We start from the raw sequence: 23814 nt of genomic DNA on the forward strand, positions 1-23814 counted from the left end.
CCGTGCGGCCCATGCAGACCAAGAAGCTCGCTCTGCCCGGAGTCGCGGCGCTGACCGTGCTGGCGCTGGTCGGCCCGGCCGCCCATGCCGTCGGAGCGGACAGGGCCGGGGGCGACAGGACCGTCACCGTCACCGTGATGGGCACGTCGGACATCCACAGCAACGCCGTCAACTGGGACTACTACAAGGACGCCGCCTACGCCGACAGCGCGGGCAACTCCGTAGGCCTGGCCAAGGTGTCGTCGCTGGTCGACAAGGTGCGCGCGGAGCGAGGGGCGGACCGCACGCTGCTGTTCGACTCGGGTGACACGATCCAGGGCACGCCGCTGGCGTACTACTACGCCAAGGTCGAGCCGATCACCCGGACCGGCCAGATCCACCCGATGGCCAAGGCCATGAACGCCATCGGGTACGACGCCGTGACCCTCGGCAACCACGAGTTCAACTACGGTCTGCCCCTGCTGGCCACCTGGGTGCGCCAGATGAAGGCGCCCGTGCTCGGCGCCAACGCCGTCCACGCCACCTCGGGGCGGCCCGCCTACCAGCCGTTCGTGATCAAGACCATGAAGGTCAAGGGCGAGAAGCCGGTCAGGGTGGGCGTGCTCGGGCTGACGAACCCGGGTGTGGCCATCTGGGACAAGGCCAACGTCGAGGGCAGGCTGCGCTTCACCGACCTGGTGGAGTCGGCCCGGCAGTGGGTGCCCGTCATCAGGCGGCAGGGCGCCGACGTGGTCGTGGTGACCGCGCACGCCGGCGACAACGGGATGTCCTCCTACGGCGCCGACCTGCCGATCGAGAACGCCTCCGCGCTGGTCGCCGAGCAGGTGCCCGGCATCGACGCGGTGCTCTTCGGCCACGCGCACAACGAGGTCAGCCAGCGCTTCGTCACGAACAAGGTCACCGGGCAGCAGGTGCTGCTGACCGAGCCGGGCAAGTGGGGCCAGCGGCTCAGCGTCATCGACTTCGAGCTGGCCAAGCAGCGCGGTAAGTGGAGCGTCACCGGCAAGTCCGCCACGACGCTCAACACCAACACCGTCGCCGAGGACCCGAAGATCGTCGACCTGCTCAAGCCACAGCACGACACGACCGTCAAGTACGTCAACACGGTCGTCGCCCAGTCGGCCCAGCAGCTCTCGGCCACCGAGTCGCCGTACAAGGACACCCCGATCCTCGACTACATCCAGCAGGTGCAGGTCGAGACCGTCAAGCATGCGCTGCCGGACAACCAACTGCCGGTGCTGTCGATCGCCGCGCCGTTCAGCCGCTCGGCCGTCTTCCCGGCCGGCGACATCCGGGTGCGCGACGTGGCCGGCCTCTACGTGTACGACAACACGCTGCTGGCGATCAAGCTGACCGGGGCGCAGCTCAAGGACTACCTGGAGTACTCCGCCAAGTACTTCAACCAGCTGGCCCCCGGCGACCCCGTCGACGTGTCCAGGCTGACCAACGCCGGCAACACCCCCGACTACAACTACGACCAGCTCTCGGGCGTCACCTACGACATCGACGTGGCCAAGCCCGTGGGACGGCGCATCGTCAACCTCGGCTACGAGGGGGCCCCGGTGCCGGCCGACAAGGAGTTCGTGGTCGCGATCAACAACTACCGGCAGTCGGGCGGCGGCGGGTTCCCGCACGTCACCGGCGCCCCAGTGCTCTACAACGCGCAGGTGGAGATCCGCCAGGCGCTCATCGAGCACGCGACGGCGAAGGGCACGATCGACCCCGCCGACTTCGCCGTCGCGAACTGGCGCCTCGTCCGCGACGGCGCGCCGTTGTTCTGACCGGCAGGCGACCGGGCGCCGTCAACCGCGCCCGGTCTCCTCAGCGCGGTTGCCGTCAGCTGCCCCGGGTCGCCCCGGCTCGGTTGCCGTCAGCCGCGCCCGGTCACCCCAGCTCCTCGAAGAGCGTGAGCTGCAACCCGGCCGGCCCTTCCAGGCGGGAGTTGAGTGAGTTCCACGGGGTGCGGGTCGGCTCGGCGATCACCGTGGCGCCCGCCTCCGCCAGCCGGGCCGTCGCCTCGACCGAGTCGTCCACCTCGAACGCCACCCGGATGTGCCCGGCCACCCGGCGGCCCACCTCGACCTCGTCGATGTAGGCGGCGTTGGGGGGATCGGTGATCTCCAGCGTCGCCCGCCCCGCCTGCAGGATCGTCACCCGGCCGCCGTCGGGGGAGGCGAAGGCGCCCTGCTCGGGCAGCCCGAGCGTGTCGCGGTAGAACTCCAGCGCCTGCTCGTAGTCCTCGGCCGTCACGACCAGTCTCAGCTCACGTACCGTCATGTGCCAGGACAGCATCCGGACAGGCCCGTTCATTCCCTAGTAAGTGGACAGGCCCGGTCGCTCCCTTATAAGTAGGACGGGCCCGTGACGCGGTGGCGGAACGTCCACCAGACCCACGCCTGGGCGGCCACCAGCAGCGGGATCAGCGCGAGGATCACCGGCACCAGCACCGCGCCCGCCGTGCCGGCCGACAGCGGCAGGCGCAGGCCCACCAGCACGCCGACCACCGCGAACGCCGTAGCGGTCAGCGCGAAGGTGCGGGCCTCGCCCGCGCCCCCGGACAGCATGGACGCCCTCCGGTGCGGCTCGCCGCGCAGCCGCAGCGCGGCGAAGGCCAGCCCGTGCGCCGCGAACAGGGCGGCCACCACCAGCGCGGGCAGCACCGCGAGCGGCCCGTCGATGCCGGTCAGCACCTGGCCGAGCAGCAGGCCCCAGCTCAGCGCCAGCCCCCAACTGCCGGCCACCACCGCGCCGTCGCACCAGCGCTGCCATCCCGTGTCCGGCAGCCGCCCGCGCAGCCACAGCCCCGTGTCGCGGATCACCCAGGACATCAGCAGCACCACGACCAGGCTGTAGTGGCCGGTGATCAGCTCGCTTTCGAGCTCGGGGAAGAGCCCGGCGAGCACGCCACCGGTCGCCACCAGCCACACCTCGTTGCCGAGGAAGAACGGCGCGATCGCGGCGATCACCACCCGCCGCTCGGCCCCCGAGCGGCCGAGGTAGGGCAGCAGCATGCCGACGCCGATGTCGGCTCCGGCCAGCACGAGGTAGCCGAGCGCGAAGAAGGCCAGGATGAAGATCTCCATGACGGCTCCTCAGAAGGTCAGGACAGGGGAGGGGGCCTCGACCGGCCGGTCGCCCAGCGTCACGGCCTCGGGCCCGCGCCGGGCGGCCCTGGCCAGCAACCAGTAGTTGATCGAGACCAGCACGGCGAACACCGTGACGAACGCCGCGAACGAGAACCCCATCTGCGCGCCCGTCACCGGCGACATCGCGTCGGCCGTGGTCAGCAGGCCGTAGACGGTCCACGGCTGGCGGCCCATCTCGCGGAAGATCCAGCCGCCCAGCATCGCGACGAACGGCAGCGGGATCATCGCGGTCAGCAGCCAGTGCCAGAGCCGGAAACCCCGGACGGCAGGACGGATCAGCATGAGCAGCAGACTCGGCCCCGCGACGAAGAACATGATCGCGAACGCCGCCAGCATGGTGATCGCGCCACCCTGCACCCAGCCCACGGGCGGCAGATAGTCGCCGGGGCCGTGTGCGGCCACCATCTCCGCCTGCATCCTGGCCAGGCGTTCGGTGTCGCCCACCCAGGCGGCGGCCTTGGCCGGTTGGAGCGTCTCGAAGCCGATGCCGCCGATCGCCGCGGTGAACAGCGTCGCCGGCAGCGCCAGGCCGACGCCGACGCGCAGCGACTTGCGGAACAGCTCGTGCTCGGCGGTGCGCCGGCGCAGGTGGTAGGCGCTCACGCCGGCCATGACGAACGCGGCCGTCGTCATCGCGCCGCCGAGCACGTGGTAGAAGGCGACCCGCGCGGCCGGATTGGCCACCATCGCGCCCAGGTCGGTGAGCCGCAGCGTGCCGTCGACCAGCTCGTGACCCACCGGGTTCTGCAGGAACCCGTTGGCCACCAGCACCCAGAACGCCGAGGCGTAGGCCGTCAGCGTGACCACCCAGATCACCGCCAGGTGGACCCACCGGTTGAGCCGGCCCCAGCCGAAGATCCACAGGCCCAGGAAGGTGGACTCGATGAAGAACGCCACCAGCGTCTCCAGCGCCAGCGCCGAGCCGAACACACTGCCCGCGTACTCGGTCAGCCCGCTCCACGACAGCGCCAGCTGGAACTCCATCACGAGGCCGGTGACGATGCCCATCGCGTAGTTGATGACGTAGAGCTGCCCCCAGAACCTGGTCATCCGCAGGTGCACCGGACTGCCGGTGACGGTCGCCCAGGTCTGGATCAACGCCACCAGCGTCGCCAGCCCGAGCGTCAGCGCCACGAACAGGAAGTGCGCGCCCGCGGTGAGCGCGAACTGCAGGCGGGCGAGGTCCACGGTTTCCATGCGCAGATCATGTCCGTACGGCTCCCGCCGCCGCGTCGGACCAGGGGATGCTCTCTGCCGTACATCCTGGGGATCATTGCGCCCCCGGCCCGTACGACTCAGGGTGTAAGCCACCCAGGGGTGATCATCCCGGCCTCGTAGGCGAGCACCACGACCTGGGCCCTGTCACGCGCGCCGAGCTTGGTCATGATCCGGCTGACGTGCGTCTTCGCCGTGGCCGGGCTGACCACCAGCCGGGCCGCGATCTCGTCGTTGGTCAGTCCGCCCGCGACCAGCGTCATGACCTCGCGCTCGCGTTCGGTCAGTGAGTGGAGCTCGGGCCCGGGCTCGGGACGCTTGACCCGGGCGGCGAACTCCGCGATGAGCCGCCGGGTGACCGAGGGCGCGATCAGCGCGTCGCCCCTGGCCACCACCCGGACCGCGTGGATCAGCTCGGCCGGCTCGGTGTCCTTGACCAGGAACCCGCTGGCGCCCGCCCGGAGCGCGCCGTAGACGTAGTCGTCGAGGTCGAAGGTGGTCAGGATGATCACTCTGACGCCGTCGAGCCGGGGGTCGGCGACGATCCGCCGGGTCGCCTCCAGGCCGTCGAGCTCGGGCATCCGGATGTCCATCAGCACCACGTCGGGTCGCAGCTCGCGGGCCCCGGCCACCGCCTCCAGGCCGTTGGCGGCCTCGGCCACCACCTCGATGTCGTCCTCGTCGCTCAGGATGGACCGGAACCCGGCCCGTACGAGACGTTGGTCATCGGCCAGCACCACGCGGATCATCGGGCTCCCTCCGGGCGCGGGGCCCCGTGCAGAGGGAGATCGGCGACGACGCGGTAGCCACCCTCCGGCCGGGGGCCGGCCTCCAGCGTGCCGCCCAGCGCGGCGGCGCGCTCGCGCATCCCCTGCAATCCGAATCCGCTGCCCTCGGTGTACGCGGCGCCCGGCCCATCATCTTCCACGCGGATCACAATATGTCCGGACTCGTTGGTTATGGCGAGCGTGGCGGTGGAGACTCCGGAATGCCGGGAGACGTTCGTCAGGGCCTCGCGGATGATCCGGGCGGCGGCCAGGTCGACCTCGGTGGGCAGCTCGTCCAGCGGCCCGGTCAGCTCGGTGCGCACGGTCAGCCCCGTCGCCGCGACCAGCTCGTCCACCCGGGCCAGGCTGTCGGCGGGCGCGACCGGCGCGTCCTCGTCCACCTGGCGCAGCACCCCGAGCGTGGTGCGCAGCTCGCGCAGCGTCTCCTTGCTCGTCTCCTTGATCGTGCGCAGCGCCGCCTCGGCGTCCTCCGGCCGCCTCTTCAGCCCGTGCAGCGCCGCGGACGCCTGCACGTTGATCAGGGAGATGTTGTGGCCGAGCACGTCGTGCAGCTCCCTGGCGATGCGCAGCCGCTCCTCGCCGGCCCGCCGCCGGGCCTCCTCCTCCCTGCCGTGCTCGGCGTCGGCCGCCCGCCGCTCGGCCTCATGGAGGTAGGCGCGCCGGTTGCGGGTGACGCCGCCGAACGCGATGGCCGCCACGACCCAGCCCGTGATCAGCAGGAACACGCTGTCGTCGACGTGCCTGACGTCGCCCGTCTCGCCGAGCCCCATGGCCAGCAGCGCGGCCGCCCCCGTGGAGATGGCGGCGACGAGGTGCCCCCGGTCGGCGGCGGTGAACAGCACGACGAACGGCAGGATGATGAGCGGCCCGTCGAAGGCGGCCAAGGGGTAGTAGACGACCACCGACGCCGTCACGATGACCAGCGCCGCGACGGGCTGCCGCGTGCGCAGCAACGTGCCGCCGGCCGCCGCCAGCGGCAGCACGACGTCAAGCGGGCCGGGTCGCGCGTCACCCGGCCAGATCAGGGGCGTGAGGAACGTGCCCACGAGCGCGATGGCGACCACCACGAGCGACACGACCGTGCTGGACGACATCCTCGGCATGCGCCCATTCTCCACGCGCGTGCGGCGGGCCCGAAGCTGGGTAAAGCGGAGAGATGAGCACTGAGGACGAACTTCTGCAGGTGGAAGAGGACCTTGCCAGGTTGCGTGCCGAGAACAGGGAGCTGCGCGAGCAGATCGGCGACATGGGAGCCACCGATCAGATCGAGATCGGCGCGATGATCGCCATGGCCGACGAGCGCGAAGAACTGATCGCCGACCTGGAACGCCGCCGCGCCGATCTCCGGCAGCGGCTCCAGCGGAGTTGAAGCGCGCCGAGGGCTGCCGTGGCACACCCTCGACGCGACGATTCAGCGGAGCGGCGCGCCGACCTCGTGCAGGTGTCGCAGCGCCTGGCCGTACGAGTCGAACAGCCCTGTCTCCAGGTAGCTGACGCCGATCTCCTCGCAGTAACGCTGGACGATCGGTTGCGCCTTGCGCAGGTTGGGCGCCGGCATGTTGGGAAACAGGTGGTGCTCGATCTGGTAGTTGAGCTGGCCCAGCGCCACGTCGAGGACATGGCCGCCCTTGACGTTGCGCGAGGTCAGCACCTGCTTGCGGAGGAAGTCGAGCTTGTCGTCCTTGGTGAGGATCGGCATCCCCTTGTGATTGGGCGCGAAGGTGGAGCCCAGGTAGAGGCCGAAGACCCCCTGGTGCACCAGCAGGAACAACACGCCCAGGCCCACCGGCAGCACGGTGAAGACCAGCGCGAGGTAGGCCACGACGTGCGCGACCAGCATGGCCCCCTCCAGGCGGCGGCGCTTCATGGAGGGATTGGCCAGCGACTTGAAGCTGGCCACGTGCAGGTGCCACCCCTCCAGCGTGAGCAGCGGGAAGAACCAGAACGCCTGCCACTTGGCGATGAACCGGGGCAGACCATTGCTTCTCCGCGCCTGGTCGGTCGACCAGACGATCACTGCGGGAGAGACGTCGGGGTCGTGGTCCTCATGGTTGGGGTTGGCGTGGTGCCGGTTGTGCTTGGTGTTCCACCAGCCCCAGCCGAGCCCGATGCACAGGTTGCCCACCACCAGGCCCAGGTTGTCGCTCGGCCGGCGGGTCCTGAAGACCTGGCGGTGGCCCAGGTCGTGTCCGAGGAAGCCGAACTGGGTGAAGATCACGCCCATGAGCACGGCGACGAGCAGTTGCCACCAGGAGTCGCCGACCCACACGAACAGCGCCCAACCGCCGAGGTAGGCGGCCGCGGCCAGGCAGATGCGGACCGTGTAGTAGACCGGGCGCCGGTCGAGCAGACCCGCTTCGGTGATCTTGCTGACCAGTTGAGCGAAATCACTACCCCTGGTGTCGATCGTCACTGGATCGGCCACTGCACTCCTTTTGTCGCGGGGGAAACTGACACCAACACTGGCGCATTCTCAGCGCGGACGGAAGATCGCTATCGCGTAGGCGCTCCAAGGGATGGCCTACGCCTCGCACCAGGATGTCGCCGCTTCGCCGCCCCCGTCCCGGGAAGGCGGCCGGCGGCGCCTGGCGGCGATCCGGCAGCGGTGTCTCACACGGCGTGAGACAGGACGAACGTATGGATCGTCGGCTCTGGGCCGACGGGACTGGCATGAGTGAGACGTTCGACGACCCCGCCGATGTCGGCGAGGTCCTCGTTACAGATGGAGGATACCCGCCCACACGGAGTTACCTGGACGAACAGGTCATATGGGAAAAAAGGATGGACAAAGTCGCGCCACCCGCGCGGTCCCGCTCCGTACCCGGACCCGCCGCGACGAGAGCCGGGACCGATCGGACGCCGGCAGCGCGCGACCGGGTCAGGCGGACACGAGCCGACCCTGCCGGAAGACGGCCAGAGGCCGGTGGAGCGCGGTGATGTCGGCCAGCGGGTCGCCGTCCACCGCGACCAGATCGGCGTCGAACCCCGGGGCGATCCGGCCCTTCCGGTGCTCCACCCGGCAGTGGCGCGCCGCCGCCGAGGTGATCGACCGCAGCACGTCGAGCGGAGCGAAACCGTGTTCGACCAGCATCTGCGCCCCGTACGGCAGCACGCCGTGCGGCTTTACGGGCGCGATGCCGGCGTCGGTGCCGATCACGAACGACACGCCGGCGGCGCCCAGCGCCCGCAGCGACTCCCGGAGCGCGGGCAACAGGCGCAGCATCCGGGGCGGCAGGGGCGCGGAGACCGGAGCCAGGCCGGCGGTGATCGACACCACGACGCCCGACGCGGCCAGCCGGGCGATCAGCCCGTGGTCCACCTCGATGAAGTCCTCGGTGAAGAACGAGCAGTGCTCGACCGAGTCGAAACCGGCCTCCAGCGCGTACGCGGTGCCCTCGGCGCAGTGGGTGTGCCCGGTGATGGGCAGGCCGTGCGCGTGGGCCTCGTCGGCCGCCGCCTTCAGCTCGGCCGCTCCGTACTGGCGCCGGTGCGAGTGCGTGCCGGGCGTCATCTCGCCCCCGGTGACCATCATCTTGATCACGTGCGCGCCACGCCTGGCACGTTCCCGTACGGCCTCGCGGACGGCCTCCTCCCCGTCGGCCTCGCCGCCGAGGAACCAGCAGTGCCCCTTCGTGGTGGTGATCGGCGGTCCCGAGGCGAGGACCTCCGGACCCGTCGCGCCCAGCCCGAGTCGCAGGGCCAGGAAGTCCCGGTCGCCCAGGTCGCGGACCGTGGTGACGCCGGCGGCGAGGTGCCGGCGCGCGGCCTCCCGCATCCGGTCGATCAGCCCCGGCGCGTCCAGGCCGGGCAGCGGATCGGGGCTCGCGTCGAAGGCCAGGTGGACATGGCAGTCGATGAGACCGGGCAGCAGCGTGGCGTCCCCGAGCTCGACGCTCTCGGACGGGACGCCGGACCCGCCGCCGAAGTCGACCGTGCCGGGCCCTCCCTGGTCGATGACCGCGCCGCCGGGGCCGGTGACGGCGGTGATCCGCCCGTTCGCGACGGTCACCACCCGGTCGTGGTGCATGTCCCGGCCGTCGAACAGACGGCGTGCGCGAATAGTGAGCATGCCGTCACGGTGAACCTCGATGGCGAGGCTGTCACGGGTAATCCCTACCGAGATGCGCACCCATTTTCCGGCCACTTCTCACCAGAAGGACCGGCTGGTACGCCCCTGATCGCACCCCGCTCATTACAGCAGACCTGGGCGATTTAGGGGGACGCGTCATGACTTCGTAAGGGTTAGCCGGAAAGCCCGGATCTACCGTCTGATCATGATCGATGTTGTGCTGCCCTGCCTCAACGAGGCCCAAACATTGCCGTGGGTGCTGGAGCGGATGCCGGTCGGATACCGGCCGATCGTCGTGGACAACGGCTCGACCGACGGTTCCGCCCGGATCGCCGAGTCGTACGGAGCGACGGTGGTGCGGGAGCGGCGGCGAGGGTTCGGCTCCGCCTGCCATGCGGGACTGCTGGCGGCCACGGCCGAGGTGGTCTGCTTCATGGACGCGGACGCCTCGCTGGATCCGCGCCAGTTGCCCCGCGTGGCGGACCCCGTGCTGGCAAGGGAGTACGACCTGGTCCTCGGCCGTCGCCGGTTGCGCGCCCCGGCCCGCCCGACCTCCGCCGAATCCGGAGGTTTCGCGAGCGCCGCGGGCTCCGCGGGCTCCGCGAAGCATGTCTGGCCGGCACACGCCCGGTTGGGGAACGCCCTGCTGGCCTGGCAACTGCGCAGGACGTCCGGGATCCCGGTGCGCGATCTCGGACCGATGCGCGCCTGTCGCCGCCGGGCGCTGCTCATGCTGGGGCTGGCCGACCGCAGGTTCGGCTATCCGCTGGAGATGGTGCTGCGCGCCTCCACCGCCGGCTGGCGGATCATGGAGAGGGACGTCGACTACCTGCCGCGGACGAACCGCGCCAAGGTGACCGGGACCGTCCGCGGCACCCTGCGCACCATCGCCGACCTGCGCGCAGTCCTGGCCGCCGACCAGGTCTGACCACGGGCCCGCAGTCGGCGGGCCGGCCGGGTCAGCCGGTCGAGAGCCGGTCGAACAGCGTTACCGCCGCCTGCCGTACGTCGTCGGGGGAGAGCCCGTCGAGCGTCTTGCGGGCCTGTTCGGCGTCGCGGGTGGTGGCCAGCGTGATGGCGACGGAGGTCGCCGCCACGCGGTCAAGGGATCCCGCGGGCGCCGCGTCCGCCAACTGCTGGGCGCTCGCGGCCAGGTCGAGGTTGTCTGTCAACGGGTCTCCTCGGGTGAATACGGCTCGACCCATTGCATCACTTGACGTGGCACTCAATCCACCATTCGATGATTTATCGGCGGTTCGCTCCCAGAACGGCCTGGTCAGACCAGGTGATCGGCGCGCAGGCCGGCCGCGCGGGCGGCTCGCCCCGGGCCAGATCCGCCAGATCCCGGACGCGTGCCGTTCTCGCCCGGGACAGCGCCGAGCGGGCCAGCACCTCCAGATGCATCATGTCCTTGCTGTGCTGGTAGTTGCCGCCCCAGCGGCAGAGCGGGTGCGCGCCCTCCCAGGCGTGCACCACGGCCGCCGGGATGGTGATGACGCCGTGGTCGGCCCAGCCGCGCACCCGGGTGATCCCGTAGGCGTCGACGAGCACCTTCAGCGCGGCCCGGTCGGGATCTCCGCTCACCTGCTCGTCGAGCTCCTTGAGCTTCGCGCGGGCCGCCGCCCTGGTGCTCGCCTTCTTGAGCGCCCGGTCCAGGTCGGCGCGCATGATCTCCTCGTCGTGGTACGCGGGAAGCAGGCGCCGCAGCCAGACCTTGAGCCGTTCGGAGGCGGCCGCGACCCGTTTGTAGACCTCGGCCAGCGCGTCCACCGAACTCGCCGCGTACAGCCATTGGCCGAAATCCACGCCGGTGGCCCGCCGGAACGCCACGAGCACGACATTTCCCTTGAGCATGGGATTCCAGTCGGGATCGATGTCCAGCGCCAGGCCGAACGCGTGGTTGGAGAGTTCGTCCGAGCCCGCGACGTGACGCGGCACGAAACCGCCGACGCTGAAGGTCTCACCGCTCATCTGCCGCGCCGCGGCCGGATTGAGCCGGCGCACGAACGCCTCGACCCGCGCCAGCAGCGGCAGCATCGTGCTGTGCACGCCGCCCGCCACCGGGCGTCCGAAGAAGGTCGCGGGCACGATGTGCGCGAAGATCGCCGTGTGTGGGCAGCGCCAGCCCTCCCGGTGGTAGACCGCCCGCATGAACCGGTACTTCTCCAGATCGCTGCCGAACGGCTCGTCCTTCAGCGGCCGGAATCCCCGTCGCGCCAGGTCGGGCAGCGTCGCGAACTCGGCGTCGGTCTCCGCGAGGAGCGTGGCGTACGCCGCCTCGACGCCGGGGCGCGGATCGGACAGCGGGGCGCCGGGATCGCGGGCCGGCAGGACGGCGACCGTGCGGGCGTCCGCGTCGCCGACCGGGACCCCACCGCCGAGCTGGCCGGCCGCGCCGGTGGGGACCACGCGCCGGCTCACCAGCAGCGCGACGATCTCGTCCACCGTGGCGCCCCGGCGGAACGCCTCTTCGGTCACCCGGTGCTCGACGTCGGAAAGCAGCTGCTCGGCCATCGGCGCCCTCCGTGCCGTCCGGTTCGTGACAACCAGCGCCCTGGACAAGGGTGGAGGAGCGTGATGATGCTGTCAACGTGACTGAATCTCCCGATCCAGCGCATACGAACGGCGGTGAGGACCGGTTCGGATTGATGGCCGACTGCGATTGCGAGTCGCCGCTACCGGTCAACCGCATCACTGAGAGTTTCACGTTCGGCCAGTTCATCAGGCTCGCGCAGAAAATCGACGACGTCACGGCCACGGTCGAGCTGACCGCGCCCGCCCGCGCGGACCGGCCGCGGTTCACCCGGCCGCACCCCGTCGTCTCGCTGAGCGACGCGCTGGCCGACGGCGGGAGACGTTCGGCCCCTCCCGAGCCCCAGCCCGAGGTGCGGGAGATCGGTGTGCGGGATCTCGACGGGCTGCTCGCCACCGGGCGCGTCTCGGATGAGGAGACCGAGTTCGAGATCCCCCTGACCCGGCCGGTCGTCGCCGCGCTGCTGCGGGGACGCCCGGTGCGGCTCGCGGCCCGCACGCGGGCGGGCAAGAGCGTGGTGCTGCTCCGGCCGCCCGGCCCCGAGCGCCGGCAGGCCACCGCGCCCGCCGTCACCGAGCACGAGATCACCGACCTGGCCGCGTTCCTGACCCGGCCGCGGGTGCCCGGTCTGGAGGGACTGCCGTTCCGGCTGAGCCTGTCGGCGCGGAACGTGGGCGAGCTGCGCCGGGTGGGCCGGACGACGGTCGAGCTCGCCGAGGAGGGCGGGGGCGGGCCGGTCGAGCTACGGATGCGGCCACGGGATGACGATCCCGTCCCCGACCGGTCGCCGGACCTGCCTGAGGACCGGCCGGTGGAGCCGGACACTCCCGAGGTCGAAGCCCCGGAGGACACCCCCGCCGAGCCGGTCGTCGAGGGCGCGACCGGCGATCCGGCCGCTCCGATCCCCGGCACCGGTCAGGTCGTGCTGTTCCTGCCCTGGCGGCAGACGTGGCGGCTGAACGGCTACTCCAGGGGCCCGCTGCTGACGAGCCCCAGCCTGGGGCCACAGGAGGAGACCACGATCGAGATCTTCTCCTGGGACCGATCGAAGCGCAGCCTCGAACAGTCCTCCTCGACCGACGTGGAGCAGTCCTTCGAGTCGTCCGACACGACCAAGGACGTCATCGACGTCGTCAGGGACATGACCCGCAACGAGAACCTGCAGCTCCAGGCCAACGCCTCGCTCCGGGTGCTGTACGGCGCCGTGGACGCCCAGATCTCCGGAGGGGTGAACCGCACCGAGACGGTGTCCAACGTGGCCAAGCGGACCGCGAACCACCTGACCGAGGCGGTGAGCCGGGCCGCGACGCGGGTGCGTACCAACCGGCAGACCAAGATCGTCGAGTCCAGCGAGGTCGGGCGGGAGGAGCGCGTCACCCGGCGGGTCCGCAACGTCAACCAGTGCCGCACGCTCACCCTCGACTACTTCGAGGTGGTGGCCAACTACGAGATCACCACCACCTTCGCCAAGGACGACGCGGCGGTCTGCGTGCTCATCGGGCTGCCGGTGAACATCCGGAGCATGTCCTGGACCTCGGAGGACCTCCGTACCCACGAGCGGGCGCTGCGGCTGGCGCTGCTCGACCCGGCGATGGCGCCGGGCTTCGCCGCCGCCCGGATGCTGGCGGCGCGCGAGGCGGCGTTCAAGCTCGTATGCGAGAAGGCGGCCTGTGAGAAGCCCGAAACGGCCGGCGCACAGGGCGGCGGCGAGGACGACGAGCCGCCGGACCCGCCGGAGCTGGTCAGCGCGAGGCAGGCGATGAGCCGGCTCTCGGCCGGCTACCGCGGGCTCTACACCGCCAGCTGCGATCCGCTGATGGCGGCGTGGAACGACGGCTACGAGCCGCCCAGCACCACCCACCTGCTCGGCTTCCGCATGTGGATCTACCGAATGCTGCTGACCCGGCTGCTGCCCCGGCTCAAGCAGGCACTCGACGGCATCCTCTCCGGCTACGAGAAGGCCACGGCCGGCCAGCTCACCTCGGCATGGACGGCCCTCGCGGGCGCGCTGCCGTCCCCGGGCGGGCTGAACCAGCTCGACTCCCTCCACACCAACACCGACGACATCTCGTCGATCATCTGGACCGCCGTGGACCGCTACGCGGACTCGGCCGCGGAGGCCAACTGGTACTGGAACACCTTGGCCGCCTGGCGGGCCAAGGACCCGGACGACAACGGGCTGCCCGCGCTCGTCGAGTCGGTCCGTTCGGCGATGTCCGCCCTCGCCCAGGCCGCCGCGCCGGACGACCCCGGCACGCCCGGCGGCGCGGCCGGCGGCGCCAACGAGCAGCAGGCCATCGACACCGACACCGACCGGGTCGACTTCGCCTTCCCGCTGCGCGAGGTCGCGGAGGCCACCGAGCGCGCCGACGCGCTGCGCCGCCACATCATGGCCCACGACCAGTACTACAAGTTCGCGGTCTTCCAGTTGCTCCCGCTCGGCGACCAGATCCAGCACTTCGGGACCCTCGGCCTGCCGGTGGAGCTCCTGGAGCCACGGGTGATCGGCGCGATCCAGACCGCCAGCGGCGTGCTGATGGCCATCCCGATCAACCCCGCGCTGAGCGCCGACGCCCAGCGGGCCCTCGACCTGTTCCTGATCGAGAACCCGGAGATCGCCGGTTTCACCGCCGGTCGCGAGGTCACGCTGCCGACCCCGGGCGCCAGCTGTGAGGGACGCCTCGGCGGCTGCGACTGCTGCGAGCCCGAGACCCGCGACCGGCACCGCCTCGAACGCGAGCGAATGGCCGCCGAGACCGACCTGATCAGGCACCGGGCCGCGTGGCAGGCGCAGGACACGCGCCGCTACCGTCTCCGCCTCGACCGGAAGCCGCCCGACCTCGACGACCCCCGCCCGCCGTCCGCCGCCCACCTGGTGGTCTCACTCGAACGACCGAAGGAGCCCCCGGCGCCGCCGTCGAGGTGAGTCACGCGGAGGGGATGCGTTCCAGGAGGCTCTGCATGTCGTCGGCGTGCTCCTCCTCCTTGGCGAGCAGTTCCTCGAACACGCGCCGGGTGGTGATGTCGCGGTCGCCCAGCCACTGGATGATCTCCGTGTAGCTGGCGACCGCGATGCGTTCGGCGACCAGGTCCTCCTTGATCATGTCGATCAGGCCGAGGCTCTCGTCGTACTGGGAGTGGGCGCGGGTGGTCAACGTGTCGGGGTTGAAGTCGGGCTTTCCGCCCAGCTGGACGATCCGGGCCGCCAGCTTGTCGGCGTGCTGTTGCTCCTCGCCGGCATGCTCCAGGAACTCCTGGGCCACGGACTCCGACTGGATCCCGGAGGCGGTGTAGTAATGCCGCTTGTAGCGCAGGACGCAGACGAGTTCGGTGGCCAGGGCCTCGTTGCACACCTGGATGACGCGTTCCAGGTCGGCGCCGTACGCGTCGGTGATGGGGCCCTTGTCGATCTCGGCGCGGGCGCGCTCGCGGATGGTCTTGATGTCGGTCAGGAACTCAGCCATGTCGGCCTCCTGCCCACTGGGTGGCTGAAGACGCGCCTTGGATGACAAAGAGCGGTCACTTCCGGCCTCGGGGCAAACATCGCGAACGGCCTTCCAGAGGCTGTTACTGGCCGGTAATTAGCCGTGTTTAATGTTCAACCAAAGTCGCCATCCCCGCTGGTGGCGGCCGTTCGGGGTGAAGGCGGCGTGCGGGGCCGGTTATGGCGCCTTCTGTATGGACCCCGTCGAAGATTGTTTGCAGGCCATTTACCGCTAATGCGCAACCGGCCTTTCTTCCTGGGGCCGCCGGTCAAGTCTCATTTAATCGGGCCGATTAGTAGTGATTTGTGTCCTTATGGGTGCTAGCGTCCTTTTTGGAAAGATCCTCACCACTGGAGGAGGAGAAATGGCTCGCAACGGATTCCAGGCATGCGGTTGGAGGCGTGGCTGCGGATGCCGCCGACGCCGCTGGTGCGGAGGCGGCTGTGGCTGCGGATGGCGCCGGCGGTGGTGGTGGTAGCAAGAACACGTGAGAGCCGGCGGGTCACCCGCCGGCTCTCGTTCTCGCCGTCCGGCAGGGGAGACCGCGCGCCGCTCGCGCCGGCGGTCACCCTGCGCCGGACCTTCCGGGAGTTCTGGCCCGGGACTCGCGGCCTGCGCCGGCTGTTCGCGGCCGGCGCGGTGTTCGCGATCCTGGCCGCGCTCTGCGAGGTCGCCGCGATCGGCCTGTTCGGCCACATCACCGACGAGGTGCTCACCACCAGGAACCTGGCGGCCTTCTGGGCTCCCGCGTCCATGTGGCTCGGACTCGCCGCCGTCGCCGGCCTCGCCTCCTTCGGGGGTACGTACCTGACGGCCCTCGGCGCCGAACGCTTCCTGCTGAAACTGCGCGACCGGGTGTTCGCGCACGTCCAGACGCTGACACCGGACTACTTCGAGAACCGGCGGCTCGGCGACCTGATGGCCAGGCTGACCGACGACATCGAGGCCATCGAGGAGCTCGTCGGCTCCGGCGTGGTCAAACTGATCACCACGGTCGCCAGCGTGGTCTTCTTCGCCGGTGCCGCGTTCTACGTCCGGTGGGACCTCGCGCTGGTCACCCTGGCGCTGGTCCCCGCGTTCCTCCTGGTCTCGAAGATCTTCGCGAGCAGGTTCAGGACGGCCGCCGCGCGCGAGCGCCGCAGCAACGGCGCCATGAACAGCGTCATCGAGGAGAGCCTGGCCAACCAGCCGCTGGTGCAGGCCTACAACCGTCAGAACAACGAGTCGGTACGCCTGAACCGCGAGGGCCAGGGCTGGCTGCGGGCCAACCTGTCACAGGCCTGGCTGTCCGGCATGTACGGCCCCCTCGTCCAGGTGCTCGAAACCGTCTGCCTGATCATCGTCCTCGGCTTCGGCGCCTGGCAGATCGCCCAAGGACGCCTCACCCTGGGCGGCCTGCTCGCCTTCGCCGCCTACCTGGCGATGCTCTACCCGGCGGTGCAGAGCCTGGGGCAGATCGCGCTCACCGTGTCGGAGGCGGCGGCCGGCTCCGACCGGGTCCTGGAGATCCTCGACGCCCGGCCGGCCGTCACCGACCGCCCCGTCGCCGTGCCGCTCATCTCCCGCAGCCGCGGCCGCGTGGAGTTCGACGACATCGGCTTCACCTATCCGAACCGCAGGAGGCCGACCCTGTCACACCTGTCCTTCGTCGCCGAACCCGGCGAGCTCATCGTCTGCACCGGGCCGAGCGGAGCGGGCAAGTCCACGCTGACCAAGCTGCTGCTCAGGTTCTACGAGCCGAGCGCGGGGCGCATCCTGCTGGACGGCGTCGACATCCGCGACGTGACCCGGGCCTCGCTGCGTGAGAACGTCACGATCCTGCACCAGGAGAGCATGCTGTTCTCGGGCAGCGTGCGCGAGAACATCGCCTACGGCCGCTCCGGCGCGTCGCTCGACGACGTGATCAGGGCGGCGGAACTGGCCGGGGTGCACGACTTCATCTCCACGCTGCCGCGCGGCTACGAGACTCCGCTCGGCCAGCGCGGCCGGCTGGTCTCCGGCGGCCAGCGGCAACGCATCGCCATCGCCAGGGCACTGCTGCGCGACGCGCCCGTCCTCGTCCTCGACGAGCCGATGACCGGGCTGGACGAGGCGACCGCCGCCCGTGTCATGGCGCCGCTGCGGCGGCTCATGGCCGGCCGGACCACGATCCTCATCACGCACGACCTGCGCCACGTACCGGTGGAGGCCCGCCGGATCGTGCTGGAGCCGACCCGGCGCGTGGACCGCATCCGGATCCGACGCCTCGGCGTCCCGGTCTGAGCACCGCCCGGCAGACGGGGACCGGGTCTGACCGTCCGGTCCCCGCCTGCCGGACGGGCGCATGGGGGCGCCACCGGGCCGGACGCTCACAGCCGCCGGGCGGCTATGTGATGGGTCACAAGAATGGCCGCCGCGATTTACCGCGCCGCCCAATTCACGGACGGGGGGCGGCGACGGATGGTGTGGGGGAACTCCACTGATCACGGGAGATTCCCATGGAGCGACGCACCTTCCTCTTCGCCATGTCCGCCGCCGCCTTCTCGGGTTCGCTGTGGCAGGCCGCGGCGCCCGCCTGGGCCGGGGCGAGCCCGTACGGACCACTCGGCCCGCCCGACGCCAACGGGATGGCCCTGCCCGCCGGCTTCACCAGCCGGGTCGTGGCCCGCACGGGCCAGTCGGTGGGCGGCATCCTGTGGCATCCCGCCCCCGACGGCGGCGCCTGCTTCGCCAACGGCACCGGCTGGATCTACGTGTCCAACTCCGAGGTCCCGCTGATCGGCGGGGCGTCGGCGCTGAGGTTCCGGGCCGACGGCTCGATCGAGCGGGCGTACCGGATCCTCAACAACACCAACATCAACTGCGCGGGCGGCGCGACGCCGTGGAACACCTGGCTGTCGTGCGAGGAGATCTTCCGCGGGCGGGTCTACGAGACCGACCCGTACGGCGTCCGCTCCGCCCAGGCGCGCTCGGCGATGGGCCGGTTCAAGCACGAGGCGGCGGCCTGCGACCCCGACCACCAGGTCATCTACCTCACTGAGGACGAGAGCGACGGCTGCCTCTACCGGTTCCGCCCCAACACCTGGGGTGACCTGTCCAGCGGCCGGCTCGACGTGCTGTGCGAGGGCGTCGTGTGGCGTCAGGTCCCCGACCCGTCGCCCGGCGTGTTCGAGCGGCAGACCCGGCACCAGGTGAGCTCCGCCCTGCACTTCGACGGCGGCGAAGGCTGCCACTACGCCGCCGGCGTCTGCTACTTCACGGCCAAGGGCGACCGCAAGGTCTGGGCGTACGACGCGGTCGCCGGCACGCTCTCCGCGATCTACGCGGGAGGAGGCACCCTCGACGGCGTCGACAACATCACCGGCACCCGCGGAGGCGACCTCTACGTCGCCGAGGACGGCGGCAACATGGAGATCAACATCATCACTCCGGACCGGATCGTCGCGCCGGTCATGCGGCTCGACGGTCACGGCAGCTCCGAGATCACCGGTCCCGCGTTCTCCCCCGACGGCTCGCGCCTGTACTTCTCCTCGCAGCGCGGGACCAGTGGAGAGACGGCGGGCACGGGCGGCGTCACCTACGAAGTCACCGGCCCCTTCCGACGTTAGGGAGTCACCATGTTCCGCCGATTAACCCTCCTCGCCACCTCCTGCCTGCTCGCGCTCAGCCTCACGCCCGTGGCGCACGCCGCAGCCGCCGAGTCGTACGTCGCCCTCGGTGACTCGGCCGCCGCCGGGCCGCTCATCCCCAACCAGATCCTGCCCGAGCTGGGCTGCTTCCGCTCCGACCGCAACTACGCCCACCTGACCTCGCAGAACCTCGGCGGCTCCCTGAAGGACGTCACCTGCTCGGGAGCCAAGACCAGGCACATGTACGAGTCGCAGGAGACCGACCTCGGCTCGGTGCCGCCGCAGCTCAACGCGTTGTCGTCGAGCACCACCCTGGTGACCGTGCACATCGGCGCCAACGACGTCGGCCTGACCGGCTTCATCGAGGACTGCCTCAACCTGCTGCTGCCCGGCGACCCCTGCAACGACGACTACCAGCAGAACGGGCGCGACTCCTGGCGTGACGCCACCGACGCGCTCCGGCCGAAGATCGACCAGGTGATCCGCGACATCCGGGCGCGTGCCCCGCAGGCCAGGGTGTTCGTGGTCGGCTACGCCACCTACGCGCCGGTCAACGGCTGCTGGCCGAGGGTGCCGGTGTTCAAGGCCGACGCCAACTACATCCGCGCCACCATCGCCTACTTCAACCTCATGCTCGCCCAGCAGGCCGCGTCCCAGGGCGTGGGCTTCATCGACCTGCAGACGCCCAGCGAGGGCCACGACCCCTGCAAGTCGTCCGGCACCCGCTGGATCGAGCCGTACATCCCGACGACCCCGGCCACCCCCTTCCACCCCAACGCGCTCGGCATGCGCAACTTCGCGACCATCGTCACCGCGGCCGTGCGCGCGGCCGTATAAGCCCGTACAGCACGAGGTCAGCGTCCTCTGGCGCGGCGCGCGGCCAGCGCCGCGCCGATGGACTGCAGATCCGCCGGGTCGACCGGGTCCAGCCCGGTGAGGCTCACGGCCCGGCGGAGCCGGTAGTCGACCGTGTTGGGGTGCACGTGCAGCAGCTCGGCCGTACGCCTGCGGTCCAGCCCGGTCTCCAGGTAGACGGTGAGGGTGCGCAGCAGGTCGGGGTTGCCGGTCAGCGGGTCGAGCAGCCCGGCCAGGTGCTCCGTCGCCTCGCTCGGCCGGGTCAGCTGATACTCCAGCAGCACGTCGGCCAGCCGGTAGAGCCCCGGCGGGTGCTGGAAGAGCTGGACCACGTCGAGGACCTCCTGGGTCAGCCGGGCGGCGTCCGCCACACCCTCCGGCGGTACGACCTCGCCCGCGGCCCGCACCTCCACCCCGGCCGCCTCGCCCATCCCGGCCACCAGCGCCTCGGCCGAGCACCAGTCGAGGTCGGGCACGAAGATCAGCCCGCCGCCCGGATCCAGCAGTGACAGCACCGGCTCGGCGGCGAACTTCTGCACCGAGTCGCCGATCCGGCGCAGCTTGCGCCGCCCGGCCACCGTCCCCGACCGCTCGTCGGGGTGGAAGCCGAACGTCACGCTCAGCACCAGATAACGGGCGGCGAACCGGATGCCGGCCGTGGCCAGCGGCTCGCCGCTGAGCAGCGCCGAGACGGCGGCGTGCCGGGCGTGCTGGTCCTGGCTGACCAGGCTCTCGCGTTCGCTCTGGTAGGCGCCGCACACGGCGGCCGTCACGGACTCGATGTAGCGGAGCATCAGCCGGCCGGCGTCCAGCGCGTCGGGCAGATCCTTCTCGCAGGCGTCGGCGAACACGTGATCCCAGATCCGGCCCGCCCCCAGATGGTAGGCGGCCAGGATCGCCTCGACCGGCACGCCCTCCTGCGCCCTGCGCGCCGCCGACCTCCGCAGCGGCTCCAGCTCGGCCGAGGTGGGCGCCCGGCGGTCGCGGAACATCCGGGCGACCAGCCTCAGGTTGTGCACGGTGATCCGCTCGATGTCGCCGGCGATCTCCTCGGCGGGTAACTGGCGGTAGACGGGGATCTCCTCGACGAACGAGCGGACGAGCTCCCGGGCCAGGCTCACCGCCTTCCGGTCCAGGAGTTCGTGTACGGCCCGCCCGGCCAGGGTGAGCGCTTCGGCCATCGTCGCTCCCGAAGGTCGTTCTGAAGGTCGTTGCTTACGCCCATCCAGTAAGGCAGAACCACGACTCCCCGTCACGACCCAGGTAAGACCGGGACTCAACCCACAACCCCGGACATATCTGGCAAGCGCCGACGAACTCGTTCACCCGGGCTCCCTCAGGAGGGTGGCTCGCGGTGCCGCGCGAGCATGTCCTCGCCGACGGCGACATAGCTCTCGAACAGGCCGACGACGCTGTCCAGCCGTTCGCGCGTCGCCGGGCTCCTGGCCAGCTCGCGGCCCTGCCGCAGGGTGCCGATGAGGGTGCGGGCCCGGGCGTGGCTGGCCTCCAGGAGCGACTCGATCCCCCCGGCGGCCTCCACGACCAGGCGGCGACTGCCAGGTCGTGGGATGGTGCGGGCCAGGCCCCACGACACGAGCTGTCGTACGGCGGTGCTGACCGCGCCCTTGCTGAGGCGCAGCTCCGCGCCGATGGCGTCCAGCGAGAGGGGCTCGTCCGTGACGAGCAGCAGCCCGTACACCCGGCCGGTCGCGTGCGGCAGGTTCCACGACGCGAGGAGATCGCCCACCGCGGTCACGAAGCTGTCCGTTTCGCTCATGATTCAAGCTCCGTACGAAGAAACGCCACGATCGCCGAATTGACCGCGTCGGGCGCGTCCAGGGTGACGAGATGCCCCGCGTCCGGGATGACCGTCTCCTGCACCCCCTCGGTGCGGGCCCAGCGGGGCATCGCGGTCGCGATGTTGCCGGTGCGGTCGCGTTCGCCGCGGATCAGGCAGAGCGGCACCGGAGTCCGGTAGGCCGGATCGGGATCGACCAGCTCCACGGTCGCCCGCCACACGGCCAGGAACTCCCGCTTCGGCAACTGCTCGAACGCCCGCCGCGCGTACGCCCGTCCCTGTTCGGTGACCGCCGAGGCGTTCGCCATCAGCGCGGGGAGCCGTCGCGCCGGGATCACGGACAGGGTGGGCAGCGCGGCCCTGAGCAGGACCCGCTCGGCACGGCTGAGCGGGCCGGTGTTGCACGTCGAGTCCATCACGATCAGCCCGCGGGCCAGACCGGGCCGCCGCCGCACGACGGCCTGGGCGAGGTTGCCGCCCAGCGACTGCCCCGCCAGCATGGGCCGCGCCAACTCCAGGTGGTCGAGGAGCGCCAGCAGGTCGCCGGCCGCCCGCTCCGCCGTGAACGGCGCGCCGCCCGGACGCGACCGCCCGTGCCCGCGCAGGTCCCAGGTGACCACCCGGTATCCGTGACCGGCCAGGTGCTCGGCCTGCGACCGGAACATCAAATGGTCGGCTCCCGCCCCGTGCGAGAACACCACCGGAGTGCCGTCGCCGCCGGTGTCCCAGTAGTGGAGGTCGCATCCCGCGATCGTCAGGCTCGCCTCTATATTCAGCATGTACTAAATATAGTGAATAAATCGGCAGGCGTACGCTGGAGGCATCACGGCAGGTCACAGGGCTGACAGCGAGGTGGGCAAGGGTGGAAGAGAGCGTACGGGTGCACGTGGCCGACGCCGTTCTGGAGGCCGATCTCGCCGTGCCGGCGGACCCCAGGGGAGTGGTGCTGTTCGCCCACGGGAGCGGCAGCGGCCGCCACAGCCCGCGCAACCGTCACGTCGCCGGACGTCTCCAGGCCGCCGGGCTGGCCACGGTCCTCGCCGACCTGCTCACCCTGGCGGAGGACCGGCGCGACTCCCTGACCGGCGAATACCGCTTCGACATCGACCTGCTCGCCGGCCGGATGACCTGCCTGACCAACTGGGCCGAGGCCGACCCCCGCCTCACCGGCCTCGGCATCGGCCTCTTCGGCGCCAGCACCGGCGCCGCCGCCGCGCTCGTGGCCGCCGCGCACCGCCCCGACACCGTCCGCGCCGTCGTCTCCAGGGGCGGCCGCCCCGACCTGGCCGAGGACTCCCTCGTCCGGGTGGAGTGCCCCACCCTGCTCATCGTCGGCGGCGACGACCCGATCGTCATCGACCTCAACCGTCAGGCCCAGCGCCGGATGCCCGGCGAGACCCGGCTGGAGATCGTGCCCGGCGCCACCCACCTGTTCGAGGAGCCCGGCGCGCTCGACCAGGTCGCCGACCTGGCCGCCGACTGGTTCGCCAGCCACCTGCCTCCCCGGCCCGGCGACCTCACCCAGGAGGGCCAGGCCGGTTAGAGACGCGGGCCCCGCGCCCCGCGGTGGGGTCCTGCTCGGGGGAGGGACGGTCGAAGACCGGGGGCTCGCCGGCCGGGAGGGGGGTGCGGAAGGCGCTGAGTGACAGGACGAGGGTGTCGTAGTAGCCGACGAGGACGACGAGCTCGTACAGCATGTGCTCGCCGAGGTCGGCCCTGGCGCGCGCGTAGAGGGCGTCGTCAAGGGAGCGGTCGGTCAGGAGGGCCCGGCAGACCGCCCGGAGGGTGCGCTCGGTCTCGTCGAAGGTGACGGCGTCGGCCCTGGTGGAGAGGGCGGCCAGCTCTTCCTCGGTGAGCCCGACCCCGCGGCCGACCCGTTCGTGCGCGTACCACTCGAAGTCGCAGCGGCGCACCGCGGCGACCTCGAGGATGGCGATCTCCCGCGAGCGGTCCGGCAGGGAGGTGGCGTACCTGATGGCGGCGCCGAGCCGCTGGAGGGGGCCGCCGACACCCGGTGCGGTGAGCATCGCGTTGAACGGTCCTTCGAGTCTCCCGGCCGGGTCGGTCAACTGGAAGGGCCCGCCGGCACGCGGCCCGGCCACGATCTCGTCGTAGACCGCGCGTTGTTCCGGAGTCAGGGTCGTGCGTTCATACCAGGGGATGCGTCCGTGCATAGGGCCTCTCCCGGCACCAGCGACATGTGTCATACAGACGACGAAGCTAGCAGGCGTGGATGACCCGGACGCCGCGCGGATGGGGAGCGACCCGACGATGATGCGAAACGTTCGTCAGATCCACGTATGAGGTTGTCTGTCAT

22 protein-coding genes are annotated in these 23814 nt (G+C 70.9%); 8 read left to right on the forward strand and 14 right to left on the reverse strand.

All coding sequences use genetic code 11. From position 1 onward, the window contains the following. Positions 1 to 11: 11 nt before the first annotated feature. Positions 12 to 1781 (forward strand): bifunctional metallophosphatase/5'-nucleotidase, encoded by a 1770-nt coding sequence (locus tag AC5L3X_RS28300; RefSeq protein ID WP_494860927.1) that lies wholly within the window; start codon positions 12 to 14, stop codon positions 1779 to 1781. A gap of 103 nt (positions 1782 to 1884) precedes the next feature. Here the strand turns inward: AC5L3X_RS28300 and AC5L3X_RS28305 are convergent, their stop codons facing one another. From AC5L3X_RS28305 to AC5L3X_RS28325, 5 genes are all read right to left on the reverse strand, one after another. Then, a complete protein-coding gene (locus AC5L3X_RS28305) occupies positions 1885 to 2277 on the reverse strand; it encodes a VOC family protein (RefSeq protein WP_189129151.1) in 393 nt (130 codons plus the stop codon). 65 nt (positions 2278 to 2342) lie between these two features. Beyond that, complete coding sequence (locus AC5L3X_RS28310; protein ID WP_189129142.1) at positions 2343 to 3083, reverse strand: cytochrome d ubiquinol oxidase subunit II; 741 nt, start codon at positions 3081 to 3083, stop codon at positions 2343 to 2345. A 9-nt stretch (positions 3084 to 3092) separates the two neighbouring features. Next, positions 3093 to 4343: a cytochrome ubiquinol oxidase subunit I gene (locus tag AC5L3X_RS28315; protein WP_494860929.1), complete on the reverse strand. Its 1251-nt coding sequence runs from the start codon at positions 4341 to 4343 to the stop codon at positions 3093 to 3095. Between the two features lie 98 nt (positions 4344 to 4441). Further along, positions 4442 to 5110 (reverse strand): response regulator, encoded by a 669-nt coding sequence (locus AC5L3X_RS28320; protein ID WP_189129140.1) that lies wholly within the window; start codon positions 5108 to 5110, stop codon positions 4442 to 4444. Beyond that, positions 5107 to 6252, reverse strand: coding sequence for a sensor histidine kinase (locus tag AC5L3X_RS28325; RefSeq protein ID WP_494860931.1), 1146 nt, complete (start codon positions 6250 to 6252; stop codon positions 5107 to 5109). Before AC5L3X_RS28325 ends, AC5L3X_RS28320 begins: the two co-directional genes overlap by 4 nt. Before the next feature lie 53 nt (positions 6253 to 6305). On the opposite strand from AC5L3X_RS28325, the gene AC5L3X_RS28330 reads away from it, so the two are divergent. Then, positions 6306 to 6518, forward strand: a complete 213-nt coding sequence (locus AC5L3X_RS28330) for a hypothetical protein (RefSeq protein ID WP_189129139.1) — start codon at positions 6306 to 6308, stop codon at positions 6516 to 6518. A 42-nt stretch (positions 6519 to 6560) separates the two neighbouring features. On the opposite strand, the gene AC5L3X_RS28335 is transcribed toward AC5L3X_RS28330, so the two are convergent. Both AC5L3X_RS28335 and AC5L3X_RS28340 read right to left on the reverse strand, forming a co-directional pair. After that, complete coding sequence (locus AC5L3X_RS28335; protein WP_494860933.1) at positions 6561 to 7574, reverse strand: fatty acid desaturase family protein; 1014 nt, start codon at positions 7572 to 7574, stop codon at positions 6561 to 6563. Between the two features lie 453 nt (positions 7575 to 8027). After that, the gene (locus AC5L3X_RS28340; RefSeq protein ID WP_494860934.1) at positions 8028 to 9218 is read right to left on the reverse strand and encodes an amidohydrolase family protein; all 1191 of its coding nucleotides are present in this window, start codon (positions 9216 to 9218) and stop codon (positions 8028 to 8030) included. 205 nt (positions 9219 to 9423) lie between these two features. Here AC5L3X_RS28340 and AC5L3X_RS28345 point away from each other — a divergent pair, with 205 nt between their 5' ends. Further along, positions 9424 to 10146 (forward strand): glycosyltransferase family 2 protein, encoded by a 723-nt coding sequence (locus AC5L3X_RS28345; RefSeq protein WP_494860935.1) that lies wholly within the window; start codon positions 9424 to 9426, stop codon positions 10144 to 10146. Between the two features lie 31 nt (positions 10147 to 10177). Here the strand turns inward: AC5L3X_RS28345 and AC5L3X_RS28350 are convergent, their stop codons facing one another. Both AC5L3X_RS28350 and AC5L3X_RS28355 read right to left on the reverse strand, forming a co-directional pair. Next, positions 10178 to 10390, reverse strand: coding sequence for a hypothetical protein (locus tag AC5L3X_RS28350; RefSeq protein WP_189129137.1), 213 nt, complete (start codon positions 10388 to 10390; stop codon positions 10178 to 10180). Between the two features lie 73 nt (positions 10391 to 10463). Then, a complete protein-coding gene (locus AC5L3X_RS28355) occupies positions 10464 to 11732 on the reverse strand; it encodes a hypothetical protein (protein WP_494860936.1) in 1269 nt (422 codons plus the stop codon). Positions 11733 to 11866: 134 nt separating this feature from the next. Between AC5L3X_RS28355 and AC5L3X_RS28360 the strand changes: the two genes are divergently transcribed. Further along, entirely contained in the window at positions 11867 to 14677 is a 2811-nt protein-coding gene (locus AC5L3X_RS28360; protein WP_494860937.1) for a serine/threonine-protein kinase, read from the forward strand. Position 14678: 1 nt separating this feature from the next. Here AC5L3X_RS28360 and AC5L3X_RS28365 read toward each other — a convergent pair whose 3' ends face one another. Further along, positions 14679 to 15215, reverse strand: coding sequence for a ferritin-like domain-containing protein (locus tag AC5L3X_RS28365; protein ID WP_189128598.1), 537 nt, complete (start codon positions 15213 to 15215; stop codon positions 14679 to 14681). Positions 15216 to 15623: 408 nt separating this feature from the next. Between AC5L3X_RS28365 and AC5L3X_RS28370 the strand changes: the two genes are divergently transcribed. The 3 genes from AC5L3X_RS28370 (at position 15624) to AC5L3X_RS28380 (ending at position 19681) form a co-directional block, all read left to right on the forward strand. Then, positions 15624 to 17498 (forward strand): ABC transporter ATP-binding protein, encoded by a 1875-nt coding sequence (locus AC5L3X_RS28370; protein WP_494860938.1) that lies wholly within the window; start codon positions 15624 to 15626, stop codon positions 17496 to 17498. A 215-nt stretch (positions 17499 to 17713) separates the two neighbouring features. Continuing rightward, on the forward strand, positions 17714 to 18823 hold the full coding sequence (locus AC5L3X_RS28375) for an alkaline phosphatase PhoX (RefSeq protein ID WP_494860939.1): 1110 nt from the start codon (positions 17714 to 17716) through the stop codon (positions 18821 to 18823). 9 nt (positions 18824 to 18832) lie between these two features. Next, positions 18833 to 19681 carry an SGNH/GDSL hydrolase family protein gene (locus AC5L3X_RS28380; RefSeq protein ID WP_494860941.1) on the forward strand — a complete coding sequence of 283 codons (849 nt, stop codon included), beginning with the start codon at positions 18833 to 18835 and terminating at the stop codon, positions 19679 to 19681. Positions 19682 to 19698: 17 nt separating this feature from the next. On the opposite strand, the gene AC5L3X_RS28385 is transcribed toward AC5L3X_RS28380, so the two are convergent. From AC5L3X_RS28385 to AC5L3X_RS28395, 3 genes are all read right to left on the reverse strand, one after another. Next, positions 19699 to 20880 carry a PucR family transcriptional regulator gene (locus AC5L3X_RS28385; RefSeq protein WP_494860942.1) on the reverse strand — a complete coding sequence of 394 codons (1182 nt, stop codon included), beginning with the start codon at positions 20878 to 20880 and terminating at the stop codon, positions 19699 to 19701. A 155-nt stretch (positions 20881 to 21035) separates the two neighbouring features. Then, the gene (locus AC5L3X_RS28390) at positions 21036 to 21476 is read right to left on the reverse strand and encodes a GbsR/MarR family transcriptional regulator (RefSeq protein WP_189128603.1); all 441 of its coding nucleotides are present in this window, start codon (positions 21474 to 21476) and stop codon (positions 21036 to 21038) included. Continuing rightward, entirely contained in the window at positions 21473 to 22276 is an 804-nt protein-coding gene (locus AC5L3X_RS28395; RefSeq protein WP_494860944.1) for an alpha/beta fold hydrolase, read from the reverse strand. Before AC5L3X_RS28395 ends, AC5L3X_RS28390 begins: the two co-directional genes overlap by 4 nt. 83 nt (positions 22277 to 22359) lie before the next feature. Between AC5L3X_RS28395 and AC5L3X_RS28400 the strand changes: the two genes are divergently transcribed. Continuing rightward, complete coding sequence (locus tag AC5L3X_RS28400) at positions 22360 to 23040, forward strand: dienelactone hydrolase family protein (protein ID WP_494860946.1); 681 nt, start codon at positions 22360 to 22362, stop codon at positions 23038 to 23040. Here the strand turns inward: AC5L3X_RS28400 and AC5L3X_RS28405 are convergent. Continuing rightward, positions 23015 to 23671, reverse strand: a complete 657-nt coding sequence (locus AC5L3X_RS28405; RefSeq protein ID WP_494860948.1) for a carboxymuconolactone decarboxylase family protein — start codon at positions 23669 to 23671, stop codon at positions 23015 to 23017. The two genes, AC5L3X_RS28400 and AC5L3X_RS28405, sit on opposite strands and share 26 nt — an antisense overlap. Between the last annotated feature and the right edge of the window lie 143 nt (positions 23672 to 23814).

The organism is Nonomuraea sp. CX421 (genome assembly GCF_059358955.1).

Bases quoted from the DNA above. Each gene is read 5' to 3' on its own strand.
- AC5L3X_RS28320 (WP_189129140.1), bottom strand. From the start codon at position 5,110: ATGATCCGCGTGGTGCTGGCCGATGACCAACGTCTCGTACGGGCCGGG.
- AC5L3X_RS28385 (WP_494860942.1), bottom strand. From the start codon at position 20,880: ATGGCCGAAGCGCTCACCCTGGCCGGGCGGGCCGTACACGAACTCCTG.
- AC5L3X_RS28325 (WP_494860931.1), bottom strand. From the start codon at position 6,252: ATGCCGAGGATGTCGTCCAGCACGGTCGTGTCGCTCGTGGTGGTCGCC.
- AC5L3X_RS28340 (WP_494860934.1), bottom strand. From the start codon at position 9,218: ATGCTCACTATTCGCGCACGCCGTCTGTTCGACGGCCGGGACATGCAC.
- AC5L3X_RS28360 (WP_494860937.1), top strand. From the start codon at position 11,867: ATGGCCGACTGCGATTGCGAGTCGCCGCTACCGGTCAACCGCATCACT.
- AC5L3X_RS28365 (WP_189128598.1), bottom strand. From the start codon at position 15,215: ATGGCTGAGTTCCTGACCGACATCAAGACCATCCGCGAGCGCGCCCGC.
- AC5L3X_RS28405 (WP_494860948.1), bottom strand. From the start codon at position 23,671: ATGCACGGACGCATCCCCTGGTATGAACGCACGACCCTGACTCCGGAA.
- AC5L3X_RS28345 (WP_494860935.1), top strand. From the start codon at position 9,424: ATGATCGATGTTGTGCTGCCCTGCCTCAACGAGGCCCAAACATTGCCG.
- AC5L3X_RS28375 (WP_494860939.1), top strand. From the start codon at position 17,714: ATGGAGCGACGCACCTTCCTCTTCGCCATGTCCGCCGCCGCCTTCTCG.
- AC5L3X_RS28395 (WP_494860944.1), bottom strand. From the start codon at position 22,276: ATGCTGAATATAGAGGCGAGCCTGACGATCGCGGGATGCGACCTCCAC.
- AC5L3X_RS28310 (WP_189129142.1), bottom strand. From the start codon at position 3,083: ATGGAGATCTTCATCCTGGCCTTCTTCGCGCTCGGCTACCTCGTGCTG.
- AC5L3X_RS28315 (WP_494860929.1), bottom strand. From the start codon at position 4,343: ATGGAAACCGTGGACCTCGCCCGCCTGCAGTTCGCGCTCACCGCGGGC.
- AC5L3X_RS28305 (WP_189129151.1), bottom strand. From the start codon at position 2,277: ATGACGGTACGTGAGCTGAGACTGGTCGTGACGGCCGAGGACTACGAG.
- AC5L3X_RS28355 (WP_494860936.1), bottom strand. From the start codon at position 11,732: ATGGCCGAGCAGCTGCTTTCCGACGTCGAGCACCGGGTGACCGAAGAG.
- AC5L3X_RS28390 (WP_189128603.1), bottom strand. From the start codon at position 21,476: ATGAGCGAAACGGACAGCTTCGTGACCGCGGTGGGCGATCTCCTCGCG.
- AC5L3X_RS28330 (WP_189129139.1), top strand. From the start codon at position 6,306: ATGAGCACTGAGGACGAACTTCTGCAGGTGGAAGAGGACCTTGCCAGG.
- AC5L3X_RS28380 (WP_494860941.1), top strand. From the start codon at position 18,833: ATGTTCCGCCGATTAACCCTCCTCGCCACCTCCTGCCTGCTCGCGCTC.
- AC5L3X_RS28370 (WP_494860938.1), top strand. From the start codon at position 15,624: ATGCGGTTGGAGGCGTGGCTGCGGATGCCGCCGACGCCGCTGGTGCGG.
- AC5L3X_RS28300 (WP_494860927.1), top strand. From the start codon at position 12: ATGCAGACCAAGAAGCTCGCTCTGCCCGGAGTCGCGGCGCTGACCGTG.